Source organism: Rahnella contaminans (genome assembly GCF_011065485.1).
Taxonomy (GTDB): Bacteria; Pseudomonadota; Gammaproteobacteria; order Enterobacterales; family Enterobacteriaceae; genus Rahnella; species Rahnella contaminans.
Genome location: NZ_JAADJS010000001.1, coordinates 1,193,780 through 1,212,917 on the forward strand (window position 1 = coordinate 1,193,780; position 19,138 = coordinate 1,212,917).

Annotated in this window: 21 protein-coding genes; 9 read left to right on the forward strand and 12 right to left on the reverse strand. The window is 55.9% G+C overall.

The features are described from left to right. The first annotated feature begins 95 nt into the window (after positions 1-95). Positions 96-500 (forward strand): CidA/LrgA family protein, encoded by a 405-nt coding sequence (locus GW579_RS05305; RefSeq protein WP_152326924.1) that lies wholly within the window; start codon positions 96-98, stop codon positions 498-500. Next, entirely contained in the window at positions 493-1,188 is a 696-nt protein-coding gene (locus GW579_RS05310; protein ID WP_165057925.1) for a CidB/LrgB family autolysis modulator, read from the forward strand. The genes GW579_RS05305 and GW579_RS05310 overlap by 8 nt, the downstream gene beginning before the upstream one ends. Before the next feature lie 304 nt (positions 1,189-1,492). Here the strand turns inward: GW579_RS05310 and flgL are convergent, their stop codons facing one another. From flgL to flgB, 11 genes are all read right to left on the reverse strand, one after another. Then, complete coding sequence (gene flgL, locus GW579_RS05315; protein ID WP_165057927.1) at positions 1,493-2,455, reverse strand: flagellar hook-associated protein FlgL; 963 nt, start codon at positions 2,453-2,455, stop codon at positions 1,493-1,495. A gap of 27 nt (positions 2,456-2,482) precedes the next feature. Continuing rightward, entirely contained in the window at positions 2,483-4,135 is a 1,653-nt protein-coding gene (flgK, locus tag GW579_RS05320) for a flagellar hook-associated protein FlgK (protein ID WP_165057929.1), read from the reverse strand. A 141-nt stretch (positions 4,136-4,276) separates the two neighbouring features. After that, positions 4,277-5,245 carry a flagellar assembly peptidoglycan hydrolase FlgJ gene (gene flgJ, locus GW579_RS05325; protein ID WP_165057931.1) on the reverse strand — a complete coding sequence of 323 codons (969 nt, stop codon included), beginning with the start codon at positions 5,243-5,245 and terminating at the stop codon, positions 4,277-4,279. Continuing rightward, positions 5,245-6,351: a flagellar basal body P-ring protein FlgI gene (locus GW579_RS05330; RefSeq protein ID WP_152326919.1), complete on the reverse strand. Its 1,107-nt coding sequence runs from the start codon at positions 6,349-6,351 to the stop codon at positions 5,245-5,247. Before GW579_RS05330 ends, flgJ begins: the two co-directional genes overlap by 1 nt. A 10-nt stretch (positions 6,352-6,361) precedes the next feature. Then, positions 6,362-7,066, reverse strand: coding sequence for a flagellar basal body L-ring protein FlgH (locus GW579_RS05335; RefSeq protein ID WP_152326918.1), 705 nt, complete (start codon positions 7,064-7,066; stop codon positions 6,362-6,364). Positions 7,067-7,194: 128 nt separating this feature from the next. After that, positions 7,195-7,977, reverse strand: coding sequence for a flagellar basal-body rod protein FlgG (gene flgG / locus GW579_RS05340; protein WP_152326917.1), 783 nt, complete (start codon positions 7,975-7,977; stop codon positions 7,195-7,197). Positions 7,978-7,998: 21 nt separating this feature from the next. Then, positions 7,999-8,754, reverse strand: a complete 756-nt coding sequence (locus GW579_RS05345) for a flagellar basal body rod protein FlgF (RefSeq protein ID WP_152326916.1) — start codon at positions 8,752-8,754, stop codon at positions 7,999-8,001. A 27-nt stretch (positions 8,755-8,781) separates the two neighbouring features. Further along, complete coding sequence (gene flgE / locus GW579_RS05350; RefSeq protein WP_165057934.1) at positions 8,782-10,023, reverse strand: flagellar hook protein FlgE; 1,242 nt, start codon at positions 10,021-10,023, stop codon at positions 8,782-8,784. 153 nt (positions 10,024-10,176) lie between these two features. After that, entirely contained in the window at positions 10,177-10,878 is a 702-nt protein-coding gene (flgD, locus tag GW579_RS05355; protein WP_152326914.1) for a flagellar hook assembly protein FlgD, read from the reverse strand. An 11-nt stretch (positions 10,879-10,889) separates the two neighbouring features. Further along, positions 10,890-11,294: a flagellar basal body rod protein FlgC gene (gene flgC / locus GW579_RS05360; protein WP_152326913.1), complete on the reverse strand. Its 405-nt coding sequence runs from the start codon at positions 11,292-11,294 to the stop codon at positions 10,890-10,892. Between the two features lie 5 nt (positions 11,295-11,299). Then, positions 11,300-11,710, reverse strand: a complete 411-nt coding sequence (gene flgB, locus GW579_RS05365; RefSeq protein WP_104922288.1) for a flagellar basal body rod protein FlgB — start codon at positions 11,708-11,710, stop codon at positions 11,300-11,302. A 177-nt stretch (positions 11,711-11,887) separates the two neighbouring features. On the opposite strand from flgB, the gene flgA reads away from it, so the two are divergent. The 3 genes from flgA to GW579_RS05380 all read left to right on the forward strand — a co-directional run bounded on the left by flgA (position 11,888) and on the right by GW579_RS05380 (position 13,560). Beyond that, positions 11,888-12,613, forward strand: coding sequence for a flagellar basal body P-ring formation chaperone FlgA (gene flgA / locus GW579_RS05370; RefSeq protein WP_165057936.1), 726 nt, complete (start codon positions 11,888-11,890; stop codon positions 12,611-12,613). 157 nt (positions 12,614-12,770) lie between these two features. Next, positions 12,771-13,073: a flagellar biosynthesis anti-sigma factor FlgM gene (gene flgM / locus GW579_RS05375; protein ID WP_152326911.1), complete on the forward strand. Its 303-nt coding sequence runs from the start codon at positions 12,771-12,773 to the stop codon at positions 13,071-13,073. Positions 13,074-13,122: 49 nt separating this feature from the next. Then, positions 13,123-13,560 (forward strand): flagella synthesis protein FlgN, encoded by a 438-nt coding sequence (locus GW579_RS05380; protein ID WP_152326910.1) that lies wholly within the window; start codon positions 13,123-13,125, stop codon positions 13,558-13,560. Between the two features lie 364 nt (positions 13,561-13,924). Here the strand turns inward: GW579_RS05380 and GW579_RS05385 are convergent, their stop codons facing one another. Next, positions 13,925-15,154 (reverse strand): LysR family transcriptional regulator, encoded by a 1,230-nt coding sequence (locus tag GW579_RS05385; RefSeq protein WP_165057938.1) that lies wholly within the window; start codon positions 15,152-15,154, stop codon positions 13,925-13,927. Positions 15,155-15,305: 151 nt separating this feature from the next. Here GW579_RS05385 and galB point away from each other — a divergent pair, with 151 nt between their 5' ends. From galB to GW579_RS05405, 4 genes are read left to right on the forward strand one after another with little or no spacing between them, the layout of a single operon-like run. Further along, positions 15,306-16,052 (forward strand): 4-oxalmesaconate hydratase, encoded by a 747-nt coding sequence (galB, locus tag GW579_RS05390; RefSeq protein ID WP_165057940.1) that lies wholly within the window; start codon positions 15,306-15,308, stop codon positions 16,050-16,052. Further along, positions 16,049-16,774, forward strand: coding sequence for a 4-carboxy-4-hydroxy-2-oxoadipate aldolase/oxaloacetate decarboxylase (locus tag GW579_RS05395; RefSeq protein WP_165057942.1), 726 nt, complete (start codon positions 16,049-16,051; stop codon positions 16,772-16,774). Before galB ends, GW579_RS05395 begins: the two co-directional genes overlap by 4 nt. 9 nt (positions 16,775-16,783) lie before the next feature. After that, positions 16,784-17,896 carry a 4-oxalomesaconate tautomerase gene (locus GW579_RS05400; protein ID WP_165057944.1) on the forward strand — a complete coding sequence of 371 codons (1,113 nt, stop codon included), beginning with the start codon at positions 16,784-16,786 and terminating at the stop codon, positions 17,894-17,896. Beyond that, positions 17,889-18,785: an NAD(P)-dependent oxidoreductase gene (locus GW579_RS05405; protein WP_165057946.1), complete on the forward strand. Its 897-nt coding sequence runs from the start codon at positions 17,889-17,891 to the stop codon at positions 18,783-18,785. The genes GW579_RS05400 and GW579_RS05405 overlap by 8 nt, the downstream gene beginning before the upstream one ends. Positions 18,786-19,138: the final 353 nt, after the last annotated feature.

Here is a 19,138-nt window from a genome sequence, read left to right on the forward strand (position 1 = left end):
GAATACACTTCATTCCTAAATTTCATACTTGGTTATGTGGCGCAGATCACATCTTAATTGTATGATGAATACATCATTCAAGCGGGCAAATCACTATGAACAACGCATTATCTCTGGCTTTTCACTATATCCGGGCATTTATCCTGATATACCTCTGTCTGTTCGCCGGGAACGCGATTTCATCTCTTTTACCGATCACTATTCCCGGCAGCATCATCGGGATGCTGATCCTCTTCGGGCTGCTTTCCACGCAAATTCTGCCGTTTAAATGGGTCAAACCGGGCTGCAATGTTCTCATCCGTTATATGGCGTTGCTGTTCGTGCCCATCGGCGTCGGGGTGATGAATTACTACGAACAGCTGCGGACACAGTTCGGTCCGCTGGTGGTGTCTTGTCTGGTGAGTACGATTATTGTGTTGCTGGTCGTCGCCTATTGTTCCCACTATATTCATGGCGATCGCGGTGCGGTGACTGACAAGGCGGAGAAGAAAAATGATTGATATTCTGTGGTCACTTCCGCTGACGCTGCTGGTGTTTTTCGCTGCACGCAAGCTGGCAATCAAACTCAAAATGCCGTTACTCAATCCGCTGCTGATGTCGATGGTGATTATCATCCCTCTGCTGCTGGTCATGAATATCCCTTACACGCGCTATTTTGCCGGCAGTAAAATTCTCAACGATTTGCTGCAACCCGCCGTCGTCGCGCTGGCGTTTCCGCTTTATGAGCAACTGCACCAGATCCGCGCGCGGTGGAAATCCATCATCAGCATCTGTTTTATCGGCAGCATCGTGGCGATGACCACCGGTACTGCAATTGCGTTATGGATGGGGGCGACGCCGGAAATTGCCGCGTCTGTCATGCCTAAATCCGTCACCACGCCGATTGCGATGGCCACCGCGCAATCCATTCACGGAATTCCGGCCATCAGCGCCGTGTGCGTTATTTTTGTCGGGATCCTGGGCGCAGTCTTTGGTCACAGCATTCTGAATGTGCTGAAGATCACCACCAAAGCCTCACGCGGTCTGGCGATGGGCACCGCCTCTCACGCACTCGGCACCGCACGTTGCGCAGAAATGGATTATCAGGAAGGCGCGTTCAGTTCGCTGGCGCTGGTCATTTGCGGGATTATCACCTCCCTCCTCGCCCCGTTCCTGTTCCCCGTCCTGCTCGCCTTATTGGGTCATTAGGCCGTTTCATTGATCACCTTTTCTCCGAAATAGTCCGGATTGGATCGAGGCGGCAACTGAACGAATCCCCGGGAGCATACAATAAGTATGTGACCCGGGTGAGCGAAGGCTCCAGCGCTGAGCCAGTTCGGAATAGGAAGAGGAAAAAGCGTATGTCACTTCAACCTTAGAAAAAGTGACATACAAAGCTGAAGGTACCCGGTTTAAGTACAATCAGAAAAGGGCCTGCGTGTCTGCTTTAGCCACAGACGGCAGTCGATAACGAAGAGAGTAAGCGGGCGCGTCAGAAGACGCGCCGGAAGAATTAAGAATTCATCTGGAACAGGGACATCCCCTGCATGGCGCTGTAGGTTTTGTAAGAGGCCTGAAGCGCGACCTGTTGCAGCGTGTACGTCGAAATTGCGGATGTCCATTCGGTATCGACCAGATTACTGAGTTTGGTCGAGTTTGCCACTTCGCGGTTATCTCCGAGCGTATCCAGGTTATCCAGTTCGCTCATCTGGGTACCCAACTCTGAACGCACAGACAGCACGTTGTTGAGTGAGTTGCTCAGCCCGCGGTTGGCTTTGTCGATCGCATCTGAATATTCAGTATCAGAAGTGTAATCCGCAGAAGGTGTTTTCAGCGCAGTCAGCGCACCGTCGATGGTTTTGAAAATATCGGATTCGCTGGCGGAGCCATCGGGTTCCGCTTTCGCATCGCCAGTCAGGGTATCGAAAACCTGATTACCGGTATGGCTGATGGTCATGGTACGGCTGGCATCAACCTGCTGGGTCAGCGCCGTTGTGCCACCGGAATAGGTTACAGCGCCCGTTGTCGCGTCCTGCGTGTACGGCGGCGTATCACTTTTGTAACCGGCAAAAATGTAACGGCCATTGCCGTCGGTGCTGTTTGCCAGGTTCAGTAACTGTGACTTCAGGCTTTCCAGTTTGGTCGCCAGAGAGGAACGGTCGTCGTCGCTCAGGGAACCGTCACCGGCCTGGACAATCAGCGTCTGCGCATCCTGAATGGTGGATGTCACGCTGCTTAACGTCGATTCTTCCTGACTCATACTCTGGTTGGCAAAGGTACGCGCCACGGAAAACTGGCTGTTTTCAGCCTGTGCCTGACGAACCAGAACGGCCTGCGAAGCGGCCAGCGGATCATCAGAAGGCTTGCTGACTTTCGAGCCGGTGGACAGCTGTAAACCGGTCGCCTGGAAACGGTTCTGACCCTCTAACACCGCGTTCATGTTCTGGTCGTAAATCATGTTGGTACTAAGGCGCATGGCATCAGTTCCTTATCAGTTCAAAGATCAGCGAATGTTGATGATCGCGTCAAAGATGGTCGAAGCCGTCTGCACAACCTGCGCGTTCGCCAGATAATATTGCTGGTAACGTTGCAGATCGCCGTATTCTTCATCGAGGTTAACCCCGGAGATAGACTGCTGTTGCGTGGTCAGTTGCGTCACGATATTGGCCTGCGCCGTGCTGGTGGTGGTCAGCGTGGCAACCTGGTTACCGACATTACTCACCAGGCTGGCATACGCGCCGGTCAGGGTAGATTTACCTTCCACCAGTTTTGCGGTTTGCAGGTTCAGCAATTTTTGGGCGTTGGTGTTATCGCTGACGCCGCTGTCTGCTGCGCCTGCGGCGGCAATCAGGGAAGAATCATTGATAGCGACATTAATGCTGCCGGCAACGTTGCTCACCGTTTTGATGGTGATGCTGTCGTTAGTGGCTGGCGTTCCGGTGACGGAAACGGATAGGCCGTCAAAGTCCATCGTCGGATTACCGCTGCTGTCGGTGCCTGCCGTTGGCGTGATTTTTGCGCCATCGGAAACGCGGGTGACGTTCCACGATGTACCGTCGTAAGCCATGGTGTAATCGCTGGCTTTCACAGCGGTGGTGTCTTTATAAGCCACACTCACGTCCGCAGTGCCGGTGTTTTTGGTATTCGCCACCGTAGTTGCGCCGGTGAACGAGAAGAAATCTGTACCGGCGTCACCGTTGAGATCAAAACCGGCTTTGTTGGTGCTGTTGAAGGCATCTGCCATGGACAGCGCAAGCTGACCCAGCTGGTTGATCGCCGGTTCCAGGTTGTCTTTGCGGAATGCCAGTGTGCCACCGAGTGAACCGGTAGTCAGACGGCTTTCCTGAATTTGTGAAACCGTGCCATCAGGCTGGGTCATGCCGACCGTCAGTTTTGACGGATCCGCGCTGGACGGTATTGCCACAACCGTTTTCGACGTTCCGCCACTCACCAGCGGCGTACCGTTAGCAAAGGAAACGTTGTACGTATCACCGTCCTGCTGCGTGACGGTCACACCGGTAATGTCATTAAGCTGACTGACCAGTTGATCACGCTGATCGAGCAAGGCGTTAGGTTCCTGCCCGCTGCTGCCGCGCGTCGCGGTAATCTGGTTATTCAGCTTGGCAATCTGCGCCGCATAGGTGTTGATCTGATCAACGTTCTGCGTAATTTGCTGGTTAACGGCGGTATTCATGTCGCTCAGGTATTTCGCCGAACTGTTGAACTGCGCGGTTAAACCCTGCGCTTCACCCAAAACGGCCTGACGCGCCGAGCTGTCGCTGGCGTTGCTGGTCAGCGTTTGCAGGCCGGTAAAGAACGTTGCCATGGTGGCATCGATACCGGTCGAGCTGTCACCCAGCAAATCATCGATGGAGCTGGCCTGATCAAGCTGCGTTGACAGCGCACTGCCTGTCGCGCTCGCGCCCAGCAGTTGCTTCACGACAAAAGAGTTGTACTCACGGTTCACGCCCGTCACCGTCACACCATTGCCAATATACCCGGCAGACGTCGACGTCCCGTTGCTCTGAGTGATGATGGCAGTCTGGCGATTATAACCGGCTACGCTGACGTTCGCGATGTTGTTGCCGGTGGTACTGAGCGCGGCCTGCGCTGCGTTCAGTCCGCTCATTGCGGTATTAATTAAGCTACTGGACATGAGTGACCTTTTGGCTGCCGGTGACTTTTTTACCACCGTGTAATTAAGGGAACTGAAACGGGGCTTTCCCCTTTTCCCATTCTTAACGTGTTATCGGCCTGTACGGCTAAAACTTGAGAAAAAAAACACGCTTTTGCGGCACTAAAAAATATCTTTTAAATCATGGCTGTAAGCTTTCACAGCCTGCTCGCCCGCACCTTTGATTTTCTGGATCACACTCACCAGTTTTTCGGCATAATTCGGATCCGTCGCATAGCCCGCGCGTTGCAGTGCATGCGCGGCCTGTTCAGGCGTATTCGCGGACGCCACCTGGGCGTAGCGCGGGTTGTTGGTGAGCAGTTTGATGTAGTCGCTGATCGCTTCCACGTAAGAGCCGTAAACACGGAAACTGGCCTGAACTTTTTTCGCCACGCCGTTGGCATATTCCGTGGTAGTGATATTGGTCGTCGGGCCGTCCCAGCTGCTGCCGGCTTTGATGCCGAACAGGTTGTAGCTGCGCTTACCGTCGGCGGTTGGAATTTCGCGCTGACCCCAGCCGGATTCCAGTGCGGCCTGCGCCACAATCAGCTGATGGGAGATGCCGCTGTCTTTACTCGCCACCTGCGCCGGAATACTCAGGCTGGAGACGAACTGGCCGCTGTCGGTTGGCAGTGGCGCGCCGCCGGTGGTGCGATCCGGCGCGGTCGGAATGACTTTGCGCAGATACTGTTCCATCGCCTGAATGGGCATGGTTTTCAGCACTTCGCCGTCGAGCGCCATTGGCGTTGTGCCCGCCAGTTCAGACGGCTGTTTTGAGCCGCCGGTCAGCTGTTCCACCATCATGTCGGCCATGCCCAACCCTTTGTCGGACATGTCCTGCGCAATTTGCTGATCGTACATCGATGTATAAAGCTTGGTGGACTGGTTATCGAGGATCCCGCCCTGCGGCAGCGCCTGACGCATGCTTTTCAACATCATCTGCACGAAGACGCCTTCGAACTGTTTAGCGACTTCTTTGATGTGGGCCTGCGGATCCTGCGAAACGTCCCGCTTCAGTTTGTTCAGGGAATTCGTGTCGTACGCCGCACCCTGCGGGTCAAACGCCCCTGACATCGACATCAGATCGCTCATCAGATAATTTCCAAATCAGCACGCAGGCAGCCGGCTGTTTTCATCGCCTGCAGGATGGACATCAGATCGATAGGCGTCGCGCCTAACGCGTTAAGTGTGCGGACCACGTTGTTCAGACTGGCGCTCGACCGCACCTGCTGAATAGAACCCCCGGACTGACGGACGGAAATATTGGTATTTGGCGTCACGACGGTCTGGCCGCCGCCAAATGGCGTATTCGGCTGGCTGACGTCGTTCTGGCGATCGACCACCACAGACAGATTGCCCTGCGCCACGGCGCAATTGTCGAGCGTCACGTCGCGGTTCATCACCACCGAGCCGGTACGGGAGTTGATGATCACTTTCGCATCCATTGGCCCGACGTTGACTTCGATGTTCTGAATCTGCGCCAGAATGCGCACCTGCGAGGTATTGCCGCGCGGCACGATGACCTGAATATTGCGGGAATCCAGCGCCGAGGCAGAACCCATTCCCTGACGGTTAATGGCGTCGCTGACCTGCTGCGCGAGATTGAAGTCTTCATCATTAAGCTGAAGGTTAATCACGCCTTCGGTGCCGAAGGTGCTTGGCAGTTCGCGTTCAATGGTCGCCCCGCCGGTAATACGGCCACCGGAAACCTGGTTAACCGTTACGCTGCTGCCGCCGGCAGAAGCCCCGGCACCGCCGACCAGCACGTTACCCTGCGCCAGCGCGTATACCTGATTATCGACCCCTTTCATTGGCGTCATCAGCAAAGTTCCGCCGCGGATGCTTTTGGCATTACCCATTGAGGAAACCACGACATCAATCGCCTGACCGGCGCGTGAGAATGGCGGCATTTTGGCGGTAACCATCACGGCTGCCACGTTTTTCAACTGCATGTTGGTGCCCGCCGGGACGGTGATCCCTAACTGAGACAACATGTTGGTCAGCGTCTGGGTGGTAAATGGCGTCTGCGTGGTCTGGTCACCGGTTCCGTCGAGACCAACGACTAAGCCGTAGCCGATCAGGGCGTTATCACGCACACCTTGTACCGTCGTCAAATCACGAATACGGTCGGCGGATGCGGGCAGTACCACCAGGGCGGACATCGCCAGACAGATAACACCGGAAAGGAATTTTCGCATGATTGCCTCGTTATAACGGCGATAAGTTTAGGAAGAACCGCTGCAACCAGCCCATGTTCTGCGCTTCATTGATGTAGCCGTTGCCCACGTATTCGATGCGCGCATCAGCCACCTGCGTGGAGATAACGGCGTTGGCACCGCTGATGGTGCGTGGGTTGACCACACCGGAGAACCGGATAAATTCGGTTCCCTGATTAATCTCGATTTGTTTTTCACCGACAACTTTCAGGTTGCCGTTAGCCAGCACTTCCGCAACCGTCACGGTCAGTGTGCCGCTGAAGGTGTTGTTGGCCGCCGCACCGCCTTTCCCGGCGAAGGTGTTGGCACCGCTCATATCGACATCGGCGCGCGCATTGCCGAACAGGCCTTCAAGATAGCGGGGCGCAGTGGCGGCACCAAAGGTGGTTGACCCGTTGCGGCTGGCGTTCGCTGAGGAGCTTTTGCTCGCACTCACGTTTTCCTGCAAGACGATAGTCAGAGTGTCACCGACGTTACGTGGACGGCGGTCTTCAAACAGAGGCTGATAACCATAGTTCATCGGCTGAACGGACTGGAAAATCGAACCGTTGGGAACCGGCGGTGCGGCAGGTGCAGGCGCGGCGGACGTTGCGCCGGGTACCAGCGGAGTATGGGGCATATACGCACAGCCATTCGCCAGTAACGTGACTAACAGCGGCAGCACCAGCTTGCCTGGTCGGTCTGTATAAGAAGTCATTACCGACGTTATTTTTTTGGTCACCACAGTTATCGCCTTAAAAAAATCGACCTGGTAGGGATCTGAACCGGTTCAGGGCAGAAGCAAATTTGCCCCTGCCCTCTTATTTTTCTTACCACCACAAAAACTTACAGCTGAGAAAGTTTTTGCAGCATTTCGTCCGACGTGGACACCGCTTTACTGTTGATTTCGTAAGCACGCTGCGTCTGGATCATGTTGACCAGCTCTTCCGCCACGTTGACGTTAGAGGTTTCGACATAACCCTGATACAACAGGCCCGCACCGTTCAGACCCGGCGTGCTGTCTGTTGGTGCGCCAGAACTTTGGGTTTCCTGGTACAGGTTTTCACCCATAGATTCCAGGCCGCTGTTGTTGATGAAGGTGCTCAGCGTCAGCTGGCCGACCTGTTGTGCGGCGGTCTGCCCTTGCACAGTCACGCTGACGATACCGTCACGACCCACGGTCATGCTCAGGGCATTCGCCGGAATGGTGATCGCAGGGATGATCTGGTAGCCGCTGGAAGTGACCAGCTGGCCGTTCTGATCAACCTGGAAAGAACCGTCGCGGGTATAGGCGGTGGTGCCATCGGGCAGCTGCACCTGGAAGAAACCTTCGCCTTTGATCGCGATGTCTTTACTGTTGCTGGTCTGCGACAGGTTGCCCTGTGAAAACAGGCGCTCGGTCGAAACCGGACGAACACCGGTACCGATTTGCAAACCGGAAGGCAGGTTCGTCTGTTCAGAAGACTGTGCACCTGGCTGACGGACTGTCTGGTACAGCAAATCTTCGAAAACCGCACGCTGGCGTTTGAAGCCGTTGGTGCTGACGTTCGCCAGGTTGTTGGCGATAACATCCATGTTGGTCTGCTGGGCATCCAGCCCGGTCTTCGCAATATATAGCGATGGGATCATGTCATTACTCCTCTGCCATCATCAGCTCATTGACAGCAGATTGTTGGCACTCTGTTCATTTTCATCGACGCTGTGGATGACTTTCATCTGCATCTCAAAGCGGCGTGCGTTGGCTATCATGTCAACCATGGTCGAAACCGGATCCGCGTTACTGCCTTCGAGTGTTCCGGGCATCACGTGAATGGTCGGATCGGCCTGCAATGTCGCGCCCCGGGCTTGCGCCGTCGCGGCGGTCGGACGGAACATGCCGTCGTCTCCGCGGGTCACTTCATTGCCAGCCGCCTTCACCAGTTTCAGTTTGCCGAGCTGCCCCATGGTGTTGGGATCAGCGCCGGCTTCCAGGACAGCAATGGTCCCGTCCGCAGAAATCGTGAGCTGAGACTGCGGCGGAACTTCGATTGGCCCGTTATCCCCCATCACCGGATGACCCTGAATGGTCAGCTGGTTGGTAGGTGAGACCTGCATGTCACCGTTGCGTGTGTACGCTTCAGTGCCATCAGGCATCTGCACCGCCAGGAAACCATCCTGCTGTAAAGCCACATCCAGCGGACGACCGGTGTAGTTAAGTTTCCCCTGAGTCATGTCTGCGCCCGGTGTGGACGCCGTGACCAGCGTACGCGTTTGCAGGCTTTCGCCATCCACCGGTACGGCGCGCATGGCTAAAAGCTGTGCGCGAAAGCCCGGTGTTGAAGCGTTAGCCAGGTTACTTGACGTGACCGACTGCTGAACCAGCGTCTGGCTGGCTGCGCCGCTCGCGGTGTAGATAGCGCGATCCATAGTGCTGCCCTGTTTTTAAGTCGCGCGTTAGCGCAGGTTAACCAACGTGTTCAGGATGGAGTCCTGAGTTTTGATGGTCTGCGCATTCGACTGATAGTTACGCTGAGCCACGATCATGTTGACCAGCTCCGCACTCAGATCGACGTTGGAAGATTCCAGTGCGCCACTGGTCATGGACGCCAAACCGCCCTGACCCGCGATACCGGTCACGGCCTGACCTGAAGAAGAGGTCGCCGTCCACACGTTATCGCCTTCAGATTTCAGACCTTCAGGGTTGGAGAAGTTACTCAGCACAATTTGTCCCAGTAACTGGGTTTTATTGTTGGAGTAAGTCCCGGAAATGGTGCCGTCGTCATTGATGGTGTAGCCGGTCATCTGGCCTGCTGCATAACCATCCTGATTCTGGGAACCGATGCTGTCGCTGCCGGTGCTCTGCTGAATACTGCCGGTGAAATCCAGAGACACGGTTTGCGGCGTCACCGTACCGTTGGTGGCGGTGTTCATCGGCAATGTCAGTGCCAGACCCGCGTTGGCAGCGCCTGTTGCGTCGGTGGTGCTGACCAGTGCGCCACTGGTGTCGTATTGAAGAGAACCAATTTTGGCCGCCGTTGAACCTGAAACGCTGCCGTCCTGAGCGTACACATCCCAGTTGTTCGCAGAGGTTTTCACGAAGTACAGGTTGTTATCGTGCGCGTTACCCTGTGAGTCATAGGTGGTGATGCTGTTGACGTAGTTGTAGCTGGTGTCATCGCTGCTGCTAAACGTTGCCGTGGTTGGCACGGTGTCGGTTGAGTTCAGGTTGGCCACCATGGTGGCTGCGGTGGTGGCTTTCGCGCTCATCATGGTGGTCGGGACGCTCAGTGCAACAGGCTGTGCGCCCGCGGCGATAGTTGGCGGTGTACCAGTCGCCGGGTAACCGGTCACGCTCAGCCCCTGCATGTTCACCAGATTACGGTTCGCATCGAGGGAGAACTGGCCATTGCGGGAGTAGTAAACCGCACCGCTGCTGTCGGTCAGACGGAAGAAACCGTTACCGCTCAGTGCCACATCCAGCCCGCGGGAGGTGTTGGTGGTGGTACCGTCGTTAAAGTTCTGTGTGACAGCGGCGACTTTTACGCCCATACCGGTCTGAGAACCGGCAAACATATCGGCAAAAGAGGCGGTGGCTGTCTTAAAACCAACGGTGGCGGAGTTGGCGATGTTGTTACCAATCACGTCGAGGTTGGTCGATGCCGCGCTCAGGCCGCTGACTGCTTGGGAAAAGCTCATGTTAGCTCCATTTTACTGTGTGTAGTGTTTGTAGCTCCTCCCCCTGAGAAGGGGGAGGTTGGGAGGGGACTTTGCAGGCAGCGACTGCGTTGCCATTCGGACCCCACCCCAACCCTCCCCTTCGCAGGGGAGGGAGCGGTCTGAGTGACTCTCTTACAAAATCTGGCGTACAGAATCGACAGTTGCGGTTCCGCGCACGCCCAGATCCAACGCGGTATTCCCGGATGAATCTTTGGTTACACCATTGACCAGCGCATAGTTCAGCGGTGTTGCCACCATTTGCTGACTGTTGTTCAGGGCATTGATGCTGAAGGTGTAGCTGCCATCCGGTGCAGCAGTGCCATCGTCCTGCGTGCCGTCCCAGGTGTAGCTGTGAACGCCCGCTGTCTGAGACCCCAGGCTGAGGGTTTTCACCACTTTGCCGGTGGAATCGCTGACGGTGGCGGTGACGCTGCTTGCCGCGGTTTCCAGCTCGAAGCCGAAGGGTGTGGTACTGACCGTGCCGTCGGTGTCTTTGCCCACCAGGATCGCGCTGCCGGAGACCATCACGCCGTGGCCAATCAGGGAACTGGCCTGAACGGAAGTGCCGCTGGAGATTTGCCCGGAGATGCCGCCCAGCGTGGTGTTGAGTTTTTCAATCCCGCTCACGGTGCTGATTTGTGCCAGCTGGCTGGTGAGCTGGCTGTTATCCATCGGATTGGTGGGATCCTGGTTTTTCAGCTGAGCGACCAGCAAGGTCAGGAAACTACTGGAGAGATCATCGGCCGAGCTGGTTCCGGTTGTGGACGTGCTGGAGCCGGTACTGGTGATCGTTGTGTTATCAGTGGTGTCATTAATCGACGTCGTTATAGACATATTTCGCTCCGCTATTGCCCCAGAGTGAGAGTTTTCATCATCAACGACTTAGTGGTGTTGAGCACCTCGACGTTGGCCTGATAACTGCGGGAAGCGGAGATGGTGTTGACCATTTCGCTGACCACATCTACGTTTGGCATCTGCACATACCCTTTCGCATCCGCCATCGGATTACCGGGCTCGTACACCATGCGCACCGGCGCCGGATCATCAACGATCTGCGCCACTTTCACGCCGCCGGTTTCCTGCCCCGGCGCCGCGTTCACCTGAAACACGACCTGTTTAGCCTTGTAAGGCTGACCATCCGGGCCGGTCACACTGTCGGCGTTAGCCATGTTACTGGCGCTGACGTTCAGACGCTGAGACTGCGCGGCAAGCGCAGAACCGGCGATATCAAAAATACCGAGCATCGACATAGGTTTTATCCTTGCAGCACCGACATCATCCCTTTAATTTGGCCGCCAAGGACGGTCAAATCGGTCTGATAGCGCACGCTGTTATCCGCAAAGTTGGTACGTTCACGGTCCATATCGACCGTGTTACCGTCTGCCGACGGTTGATCAGGGATCCGGTACATCAAATCCATGTCAGCGGGCGAAACGTTTGACGCCGCGATGTGGCGGTCAGACGTCAGTGACAAAGACATGCCGCTTTCACTCGCGCGGCCCTGCTCCATCACTTTCTGCAACTGACTGGCGAAATCGATATCGCGCGCCTGATACCCCGGGGTATCGGCGTTGGCGATATTGGCTGAAAGTATTTCTTGCCGCTGGGCGCGCAGGTTGAGCGCTTCCTGTTGGAACTGTAGTGCGGCGTTCAATTTGTCGAGCATGCGCCCTCCGCAAAGTGAGATTTTGGAGTCGACAGCATAAATGCGGGTGTCAACAACCTATCGTCTGAATAAGCGCAAAATCGTCCGCTATTTGTCCCTTTAGGAATTGCAAACTGAGGGTAGACTTGTCCCCAGTAGACTTTTCGCCGACACATCGGGCACAAAGGTAAATCGCGTATGAACAGGCTGGAACTCCGACGTTTAAGCATCACGCTGGGCTGCATTCTTCTGGGTCTGACATCCGGCGGGACCAGCTTTGCACAAAATGCGCCGGCCAAAAGCGTGCCTGCGTCGGCCAATAGCGATACACTACTGACCTCGCAGCTCCAGCAGTTCTTCCGTCAGCAATATGCCGACAGCGGAATGCAGGTGAAAGTGGTGGTGATGACACCCGCCGCGCGTCAGCCGCAGTGTTTATCGCCACAATTTATGCTTTCGTCTAACAGCCGCACCTGGGGAAATGTCTCGGTGGCGGTGAACTGTAACGGGCAGAAAATTTATGTGCAGACCAAGGTTCAGGTGAGCGGAACTTACTGGGTTGCGGCGAAAAATGTGCCTGCGGGAGCGCATCTGGCGCAAACGGATCTGGAAGCCAGGAACGGGCGTCTGGATCTCCTGCCGCCGAAAGCGATTCTTGACAGTAATCAGGCGATTAACGGCGTTACGCTGCGCAATATCAACATCGGTCAGCCGTTAACGTTGTCGATGCTTCGCCGTCCGTGGATGGTGCATGCGGGTCAGGAAGTGCAGGTACAGGCGACAGGCAGTGGTTTTAACGTATCCAGCGCCGGTAAGGCAATGAACAACGCAGCAGCAAATGAATCCGTGCGGATAAGAATGCCGTCAGGCGTAATTGTGAACGGGACAGTGGGCTCAGATGGGTCTGTGACAGTGACAATTTAGGTTGAATTGCAACCGTATTTGTAGAAAAAGCTGCAATTAAGGCTAAAGTTATTTCGCCACATGTCGATAACAAACGTATCAGAGTCGTCCCACGACGGCATTTTTAGGGTTTGCGTCACATTAAAGGCCCTGAATACCCTTACCGGAGAATATTTATATGGCTATCGATCGTACTCAAGGTGTTTCACCTTTAACTTCGATCCAGCAGCGTGATCCTTCTGAAGCTTCTGTTCAGAATACGCGCAAAGAAGACACTGTTTCTGGTACCACCACCAGCGGTACGGCGGTGACCCTGAGCTCAGCGCAAACGTCTCTGACTCAGTCAAGTGCACAGGACATCAATACGGCACGTGTCGACGAACTGAAACAAGCTATCCGTGATGGCAAACTGACCATGGATACCGGCAAAATTGCTGATGCTCTGTTGAAGGACACGCAGGATTATCTCAAAGGTTTTTAAGCCGCAGACCCGGCTCGGAGACGAAAAAGTTGGAAGGTAATAAGGCCCGATGAAGAATTTTATCAAGTCCATGACTACCTTGGTTGAAACGTTGCAAGCGCTGGATCAAGTGATTAATCACGAACAAACGATACTGTGCTCAGGCCGCGTGAACGGAGCGGCCCTGCAGCATATCACCGAGCAAAAGAGCTCATTGCTCGCTACGGTAGACTATCTTGATAAACAGCGTCGTCAGCATGACGAACGTCTGAAACAAAGTGCCCCCTACTCCCGTCAGCCGGAAATCGCCGCGATGTGGAAAGAGGTGGTGCAACTGACCACCAAGCTGAGTCAGATCAATCGTCACAACGGCATGTTGCTGGGCAAACAAATTGCTTACAACACCGAGGCTTTGGCTATTCTCAACGCCAGCCAGACACAAAAATTCTACGGACCGAACGGGCAGGAAACTGTATCCGGGCAAACCGTCAGGAAGATTTCCGTTTAGACCGGAACGGGCACGGTTTTTCACTCGCCGTGAGGGCGGGCAGATGATCGGGAAAGTTTCGGTTTTCAGTAACTGTGATCACATAACTCCTTGCGCCTAAATCGACAAAAGAGACCCAGGACGGGGCCTCTTTTGACTCTCCGCGTCTTTTTACTGCGCGGTGCCTTCATTTCGGTGTTCGGGCCTTTCGGTCTCGAAATACTCATTCAGCAAGCTTTCTGAAAGCGGCCGTAAGCTATGCAAATCTGCAATCCTTTGAAAACGTTCTCTTCCCCTTGCATGCACTTTTAATCAGTTCAGATTGGCGAGCCTTTCTAACGTTGAAGGATCCTTTTCTACCCGTTTGATCAACAGTATGGCCTGTTTATTGGGTGAGTGATGAGCTGCAAACCTGCCGTATTTCCTTCACCAGCGCTTGTGCGGCGGGGGAAAGCAGGCTTCCTGCGCGGAAAGTCAGGCCGATGGCGCGATGCGTGTCGGCCAGATCCAGCGGCAGTTTTATCAGCTCGCCGCTTTCCAGTTCGTGTTCCAGCTGGCGGGCGGAAACGGCGGCCAGCATATCTGAACCGAGCAGCAAGCCGCGCACAATGCCCAGATCGCCGCTTTCCACCACCGGATCGGGCGGCGGGATTTCCATCGCGGTAAAGCTGTTATCCAGTAACCGCCGCGCCGGGGTTTCTGCCCGCGGCAAGACCCAGCGCGCGGTACGCAGATGTTCCTGCGTTACCGGTTCGCTGAGCAGCGGATGCCCTTTTCGCGCCAGAATGACCATGCTTTCGGTGAACAGCGTTTCCGTCACCATATCCGCTGCATAATCGCTCGAACGCAGCGCGCCGAAGATAAAATCCACTTCGCCCGAACGCAGCTCGGACGCCAGCGCGCTGAACGCGCTTTCATTGGTGATCACCTTGACGCCACCGTAACGCTGTGTCAGCCCGATGATCGCTTGTGGCAGCAAACGTGTGCGCCCGAGCGGCAGTGCGCCGACCTGCACCGTGCCTTCCAGCACGCCACGACGGGCGGCGATATCGGCGGGAATATGCCGCAGTTCGTTGAGCGCACGGCGCAAATTCGGCACGATATCCTGCCCGGCCAGCGACGGCATCATACCGTGCGGCGTGCGTTCCAGAAGCGCCTGACCTGCACCGTTTTCCAGCACCTTCAACGCCGCGCTGACCGCAGGCTGGCTCAGCCCGAGCAGCGTGGCGACCGTCTGCATATGCCGCGTTTTACACAGTGAAATGAAAATTTGCAGGCGCCGGACATTAAACAAATACAGCGGTTCGGTTTCACTGCGCGTTTGCCCGGCTTTGCCGTGTAATTTCGCCAGCTGCGACGGGATCAGCCGCAATTCGGCAATCGCCCGGCGCGCACGCGGCAGCACGCATTTACCAAAATCGGTGAGCAGCATTCCGTTGGCATGACGTTCAAACAAAGGCACGTCGAGAGCCTGTTCCAGATCGCGGATCGCCCTCGTCACCGCCGACTGCGTGCGGTAAAGCTCATCGGCTGCACGCGATACACTTCCCTGATCGACCACCTGACAAAAAGCGCGTATTTGCATCAGGTTACTCAGCATCTCGTCTTGTGCCATCCCCTTCTCCCGTCAGGCTTTTTTTCGTGACATCCCTCAGCAATATAAATAAAACGCATACCCCCTGCAATCAAATGAATTACCCGCCGCAGGCACGGACTGACAGCATGGAACTCAGGCAATCAGCTCACCCTAAACCCAGGACATAGTCATGACTCAGCCAAAAAAAGATGAAAGCAAAAGTGCATTAGTCGTCAGCGCCCACTCCGCCGATTTCGTCTGGCGCGCAGGCGGTGCCATCGCGAAACATACGCAGGCCGGTTACGCCGTTCACATCGTTTGCCTGTCTTTCGGCGAGCGAGGCGAATCCGCCAAACTGTGGCGCAAAGGCAATATGAACGAAGAGATTGTGAAAGCGTCGCGACGCGAAGAAGCGATGGCCGCGGCTGAAATCCTCGGCGCCACCGTCGAGTTTTTTGATATGGGCGATTACCCGCTGCGCGCTGACAAAGAATCGCTGTTCCGTCTGGCCGATGTTTACCGCCGCGTGCAGCCGCATTTCGTCCTGACCCATTCCCTGAAAGACCCGTACAACTACGATCATCCGATGGCGACACATCTGGCGCAGGAAGCCCGAATTATCGCCCAGGCCGAAGGTTATAAGCCCGGCGAAACCATCGTCGGCGCACCGCCGGTTTACTGTTTCGAGCCGCATCAGCCGGAACAGTGTGAATGGAAACCTGACGTACTGCTCGATATCACCGACGTCTGGGACAAAAAATATCAGGCGATTCAGTGCATGGCCGGTCAGGAACACTTGTGGGAATACTACACCCGCGTCGCCCAGCAGCGCGGCGTGCAGGCCAAGCGCAACGTCGGTATCACCAGCACCAAAAACATCGTTTACGGCGAGGGTTATCAGAGCATTTTCCCGCGCGTGACGGAGGATTTAGCATGAGTCTGGTCGGTAAAAAAGGCGTCGTGGTTCGCCATATTCCACGGGCAAATAAAGGCGACGTTTCGGCACTTGCGGCTTTCGGTGTCGCAACCGTGCATGAAGCGCAGGGCCGCAAGGGGCTGCTGGATGCGGGCATCCGCCCTATTCAGCAGGATTGTGCGATTTCCGGCAGCGCTGTCACCGTGCTCACCGCACCGGGCGATAACTGGATGTTCCATGTGGCTGTCGAACAATGTCAGCCGGGCGACATTCTGGTGGTTGCGCCGACATCGCCCTGCTCTGACGGGTTCTTTGGCGATCTGCTGGCCACGTCGCTGAAAGCGCGTGGCGTGGTCGGGCTGGTGGCAGATCTCGGTGTGCGTGACACCAAAACGCTGCGTGATATGGGATTTCGCGTCTGGTCGCGGGCAGTTCATGCACAGGGCACCATCAAGGAAACGCTGGGTTCGGTGAACGTGCCAGTGGTCTGCGCCGGACAGCTGGTGTATCCGGGCGATGCTGTCGTCGCCGATGATGACGGCGTGGCAGTCGTCCGCCGTGAAGAAGTCGCCCATGTCGTGCAGGCCAGCCGGGAGCGCGAAGCGCTGGAAGAGAGTAAACGCGCAAGAATGGCCGACGGCGAACTCGGGCTGGATATCTACAATATGCGTCCGCGTCTGGCTGAAAAAGGGCTGAAATATTTCGATTCCACTGAAGAATTAGAACAAGCCGAAAAACGCTGAGGAGCCGATATGCCGCAGACCCGAATTCCCTGCCTGCTGATGCGCGGCGGAACCTCGAAAGGCGCGTTTTTTCTGGCGGATGATTTGCCGCAAAATGAAAAGCTGCGCGACCGCGTGCTGCTGGCGGTGATGGGTTCTCCCGATCCGCGCCAGATAGATGGTCTTGGCGGCGCCGATCCGCTGACCAGCAAAGTGGCTATTATCCGCCCCTCTGACCGCTCTGACGCCGATGTCGATTACCTGTTTGCGCAGGTTAACGTGGACAGAGCCGTGGTGGACTACGGCCAGAACTGCGGCAATATTCTGGCCGCCGTCGGCCCGTTCGCCCTCGAACGGAATCTGATTGCCGCCCGAAACGGCATCACGCCGGTGCGTATTTATATGGAAAACACCGGTCAGATTGCCACGGCGCATGTCCCGGTAGAAGACGGTCAGGTTTGTTATCAGGGCGATTTGCACATCGACGGCGTACCGGGAACGGCGGCAAAAATCAGTGTGGAATTTGCCGAAATCGCCGGTTCCAGCTGCGGCGCATTGCTGCCGACCGGCCACGCCCGCGACACATTCGACGGAATCGACGTCACCTGTATCGACAACGGCATGCCGGTTATTCTGCTGCGCGCGGCAGATTTCGGGCGCACGGGTTATGAAACCCGCGAACAGCTGGATACCGATGCAGAACTGAAAAAACGCCTTGAGTCGATCCGCTTACAGGCGGGGCCGAAAATGAATCTCGGCGATGTGACGCAGCGTACAGTGCCTAAAATGACACTCATCGCCGAACCTCGAAACGGCGGCGCAATATCCAGCCGGACGTTCATTCCGCACCGCTGCCACGCCTCGATTGGCGTACTCGGCGCGGTCAGCGTCGCCAGCGCCTGCCTGATCCCAGGCAGCATCACCGAAGGACTGGCGCATACGCCTTCAGGCGACACGCCGTTAATCAGCGTCGAACATCCGACCGGCGAATTCAGCGTGGAATTACAGCTTGATCCGGCAAAAACCGGCGCTGAACGCCTCACAGGTTGTGGTCTGTTACGCACCGCCCGTCTGATTTTCGAAGGACGTGTTGCGATCCCCGCCAGCGTCTGGGACGGGCGTCAGGAGAATCATCATGAATAATGTTACGCGCATTACCTTAATTGGCCTCGGTGAGGTCGGTACCATCCTGGCGACAGATTTGAAAAAGCTTAATCCGGCGCTGGATATTGTGGCATTCGATAAGCAGACCGGTTCCGCAGGCATCCGGCAGCGCGCCCGCGCGGCAGGAGTGAGCTTTGCATCGTCAGCAGCAGATGCGGTTAAGGACAGTCAGATTATATTTTCCGCCGTCACCGCCGCCGAAGCGCTGAATGTGGCTGTAGCCGTCGCCGGTCATCTCGCCCCCGGCCCGTTTTTTCTCGATCTGAATTCCGTTTCACCGCACACCAAACACGAGGCGATGGCGTTAATTGAACAGGCTGGCGGCAATTATATCGACGTCGCGGTGATGGCACCTTATCCGCCTGCCCGATTGAAAACTCCGCTGCTGCTGGGCGGCAAGCAGGCGTACGCCATCAGCGAATGGCTGAACGAAAACGGCTTTAACAGCAAAGTACACAGCACCACTGTCGGAGAAGCGTCCGCCATTAAAATGTGCCGCAGTGTGATGATCAAAGGCCTCGAAGCCCTGACCGCCGAATGCCTGAGCGCTGCGCGTCAGTACGGCGTCGAAAAAGAAGTGCTGGCCTCGCTGCACGCCAGCTTCCCGTCACTCGGCTGGAATGCACAGTTACCGCATTATCTGATCAGCCGGATTGCGGAACACGGCAAGCGCCGCGCCGAGGAAATGCGCGAAGTCGTGAAAACGCTCGCGGATGTGGGTGTCGCGCCCAATATGAGTTCCGGTACGGTGCTGGCCCAGCAAGAGCTGGTGGATTCGCTGGCCGAAAAGGGGATCCGGTATTCGGATCTGGAGCCGTTCGAGTGGGAGAGGACCGTGGATCTGTTGATGTCGGGTCGTACATCGTGACGACTTAACATCAAAATCAAGACTTTGGGTTGCCACTCAAACTGGCCCTAAGGTCAAGACCTTGGGTTGCCACCCAAACTGGCCTCAAGAGGCGCCTATCGCCGCGCCTCTTAAGAATCTCCGGCTCTTTTACTGCGCGCTCTGCTCGCTGGCTATATTTCAGGTACCGCAGCGACAGGCTGGAAATCTTGCCGCTGCGCGGTTCCTTCTCCCGGTCCTGGAGCCTTTGGTCTCCAGGCCGCTCCGTTCAGCAAGATTTCTGAATCGCCCGCACGATCTTAAAATCAACGGCAGACTGTTTTTCATCTTTTAAAAAGGTTGATTGGCGTGCTCAAAATTCAGCTGAACGGAGC

Coding starts and splice junctions, on each gene's coding strand:
- flgJ (WP_165057931.1), bottom strand. CDS start 5,245: ATGAGCGATCTGATGTCGATGTCAGGGGCGTTTGACCCGCAGGGTGCG.
- galB (WP_165057940.1), top strand. CDS start 15,306: ATGACTCAGCCAAAAAAAGATGAAAGCAAAAGTGCATTAGTCGTCAGC.
- flgG (WP_152326917.1), bottom strand. CDS start 7,977: ATGATCCCATCGCTATATATTGCGAAGACCGGGCTGGATGCCCAGCAG.
- GW579_RS05305 (WP_152326924.1), top strand. CDS start 96: ATGAACAACGCATTATCTCTGGCTTTTCACTATATCCGGGCATTTATC.
- GW579_RS05405 (WP_165057946.1), top strand. CDS start 17,889: ATGAATAATGTTACGCGCATTACCTTAATTGGCCTCGGTGAGGTCGGT.
- flgD (WP_152326914.1), bottom strand. CDS start 10,878: ATGTCTATAACGACGTCGATTAATGACACCACTGATAACACAACGATC.
- flgB (WP_104922288.1), bottom strand. CDS start 11,710: ATGCTCGACAAATTGAACGCCGCACTACAGTTCCAACAGGAAGCGCTC.
- GW579_RS05395 (WP_165057942.1), top strand. CDS start 16,049: ATGAGTCTGGTCGGTAAAAAAGGCGTCGTGGTTCGCCATATTCCACGG.
- flgC (WP_152326913.1), bottom strand. CDS start 11,294: ATGTCGATGCTCGGTATTTTTGATATCGCCGGTTCTGCGCTTGCCGCG.
- flgK (WP_165057929.1), bottom strand. CDS start 4,135: ATGTCCAGTAGCTTAATTAATACCGCAATGAGCGGACTGAACGCAGCG.
- GW579_RS05330 (WP_152326919.1), bottom strand. CDS start 6,351: ATGCGAAAATTCCTTTCCGGTGTTATCTGTCTGGCGATGTCCGCCCTG.
- GW579_RS05400 (WP_165057944.1), top strand. CDS start 16,784: ATGCCGCAGACCCGAATTCCCTGCCTGCTGATGCGCGGCGGAACCTCG.
- GW579_RS05385 (WP_165057938.1), bottom strand. CDS start 15,154: ATGGCACAAGACGAGATGCTGAGTAACCTGATGCAAATACGCGCTTTT.
- flgA (WP_165057936.1), top strand. CDS start 11,888: ATGAACAGGCTGGAACTCCGACGTTTAAGCATCACGCTGGGCTGCATT.
- flgL (WP_165057927.1), bottom strand. CDS start 2,455: ATGCGCCTTAGTACCAACATGATTTACGACCAGAACATGAACGCGGTG.
- flgM (WP_152326911.1), top strand. CDS start 12,771: ATGGCTATCGATCGTACTCAAGGTGTTTCACCTTTAACTTCGATCCAG.
- GW579_RS05335 (WP_152326918.1), bottom strand. CDS start 7,066: ATGACTTCTTATACAGACCGACCAGGCAAGCTGGTGCTGCCGCTGTTA.
- GW579_RS05345 (WP_152326916.1), bottom strand. CDS start 8,754: ATGGATCGCGCTATCTACACCGCGAGCGGCGCAGCCAGCCAGACGCTG.
- flgE (WP_165057934.1), bottom strand. CDS start 10,023: ATGAGCTTTTCCCAAGCAGTCAGCGGCCTGAGCGCGGCATCGACCAAC.
- GW579_RS05380 (WP_152326910.1), top strand. CDS start 13,123: ATGAAGAATTTTATCAAGTCCATGACTACCTTGGTTGAAACGTTGCAA.
- GW579_RS05310 (WP_165057925.1), top strand. CDS start 493: ATGATTGATATTCTGTGGTCACTTCCGCTGACGCTGCTGGTGTTTTTC.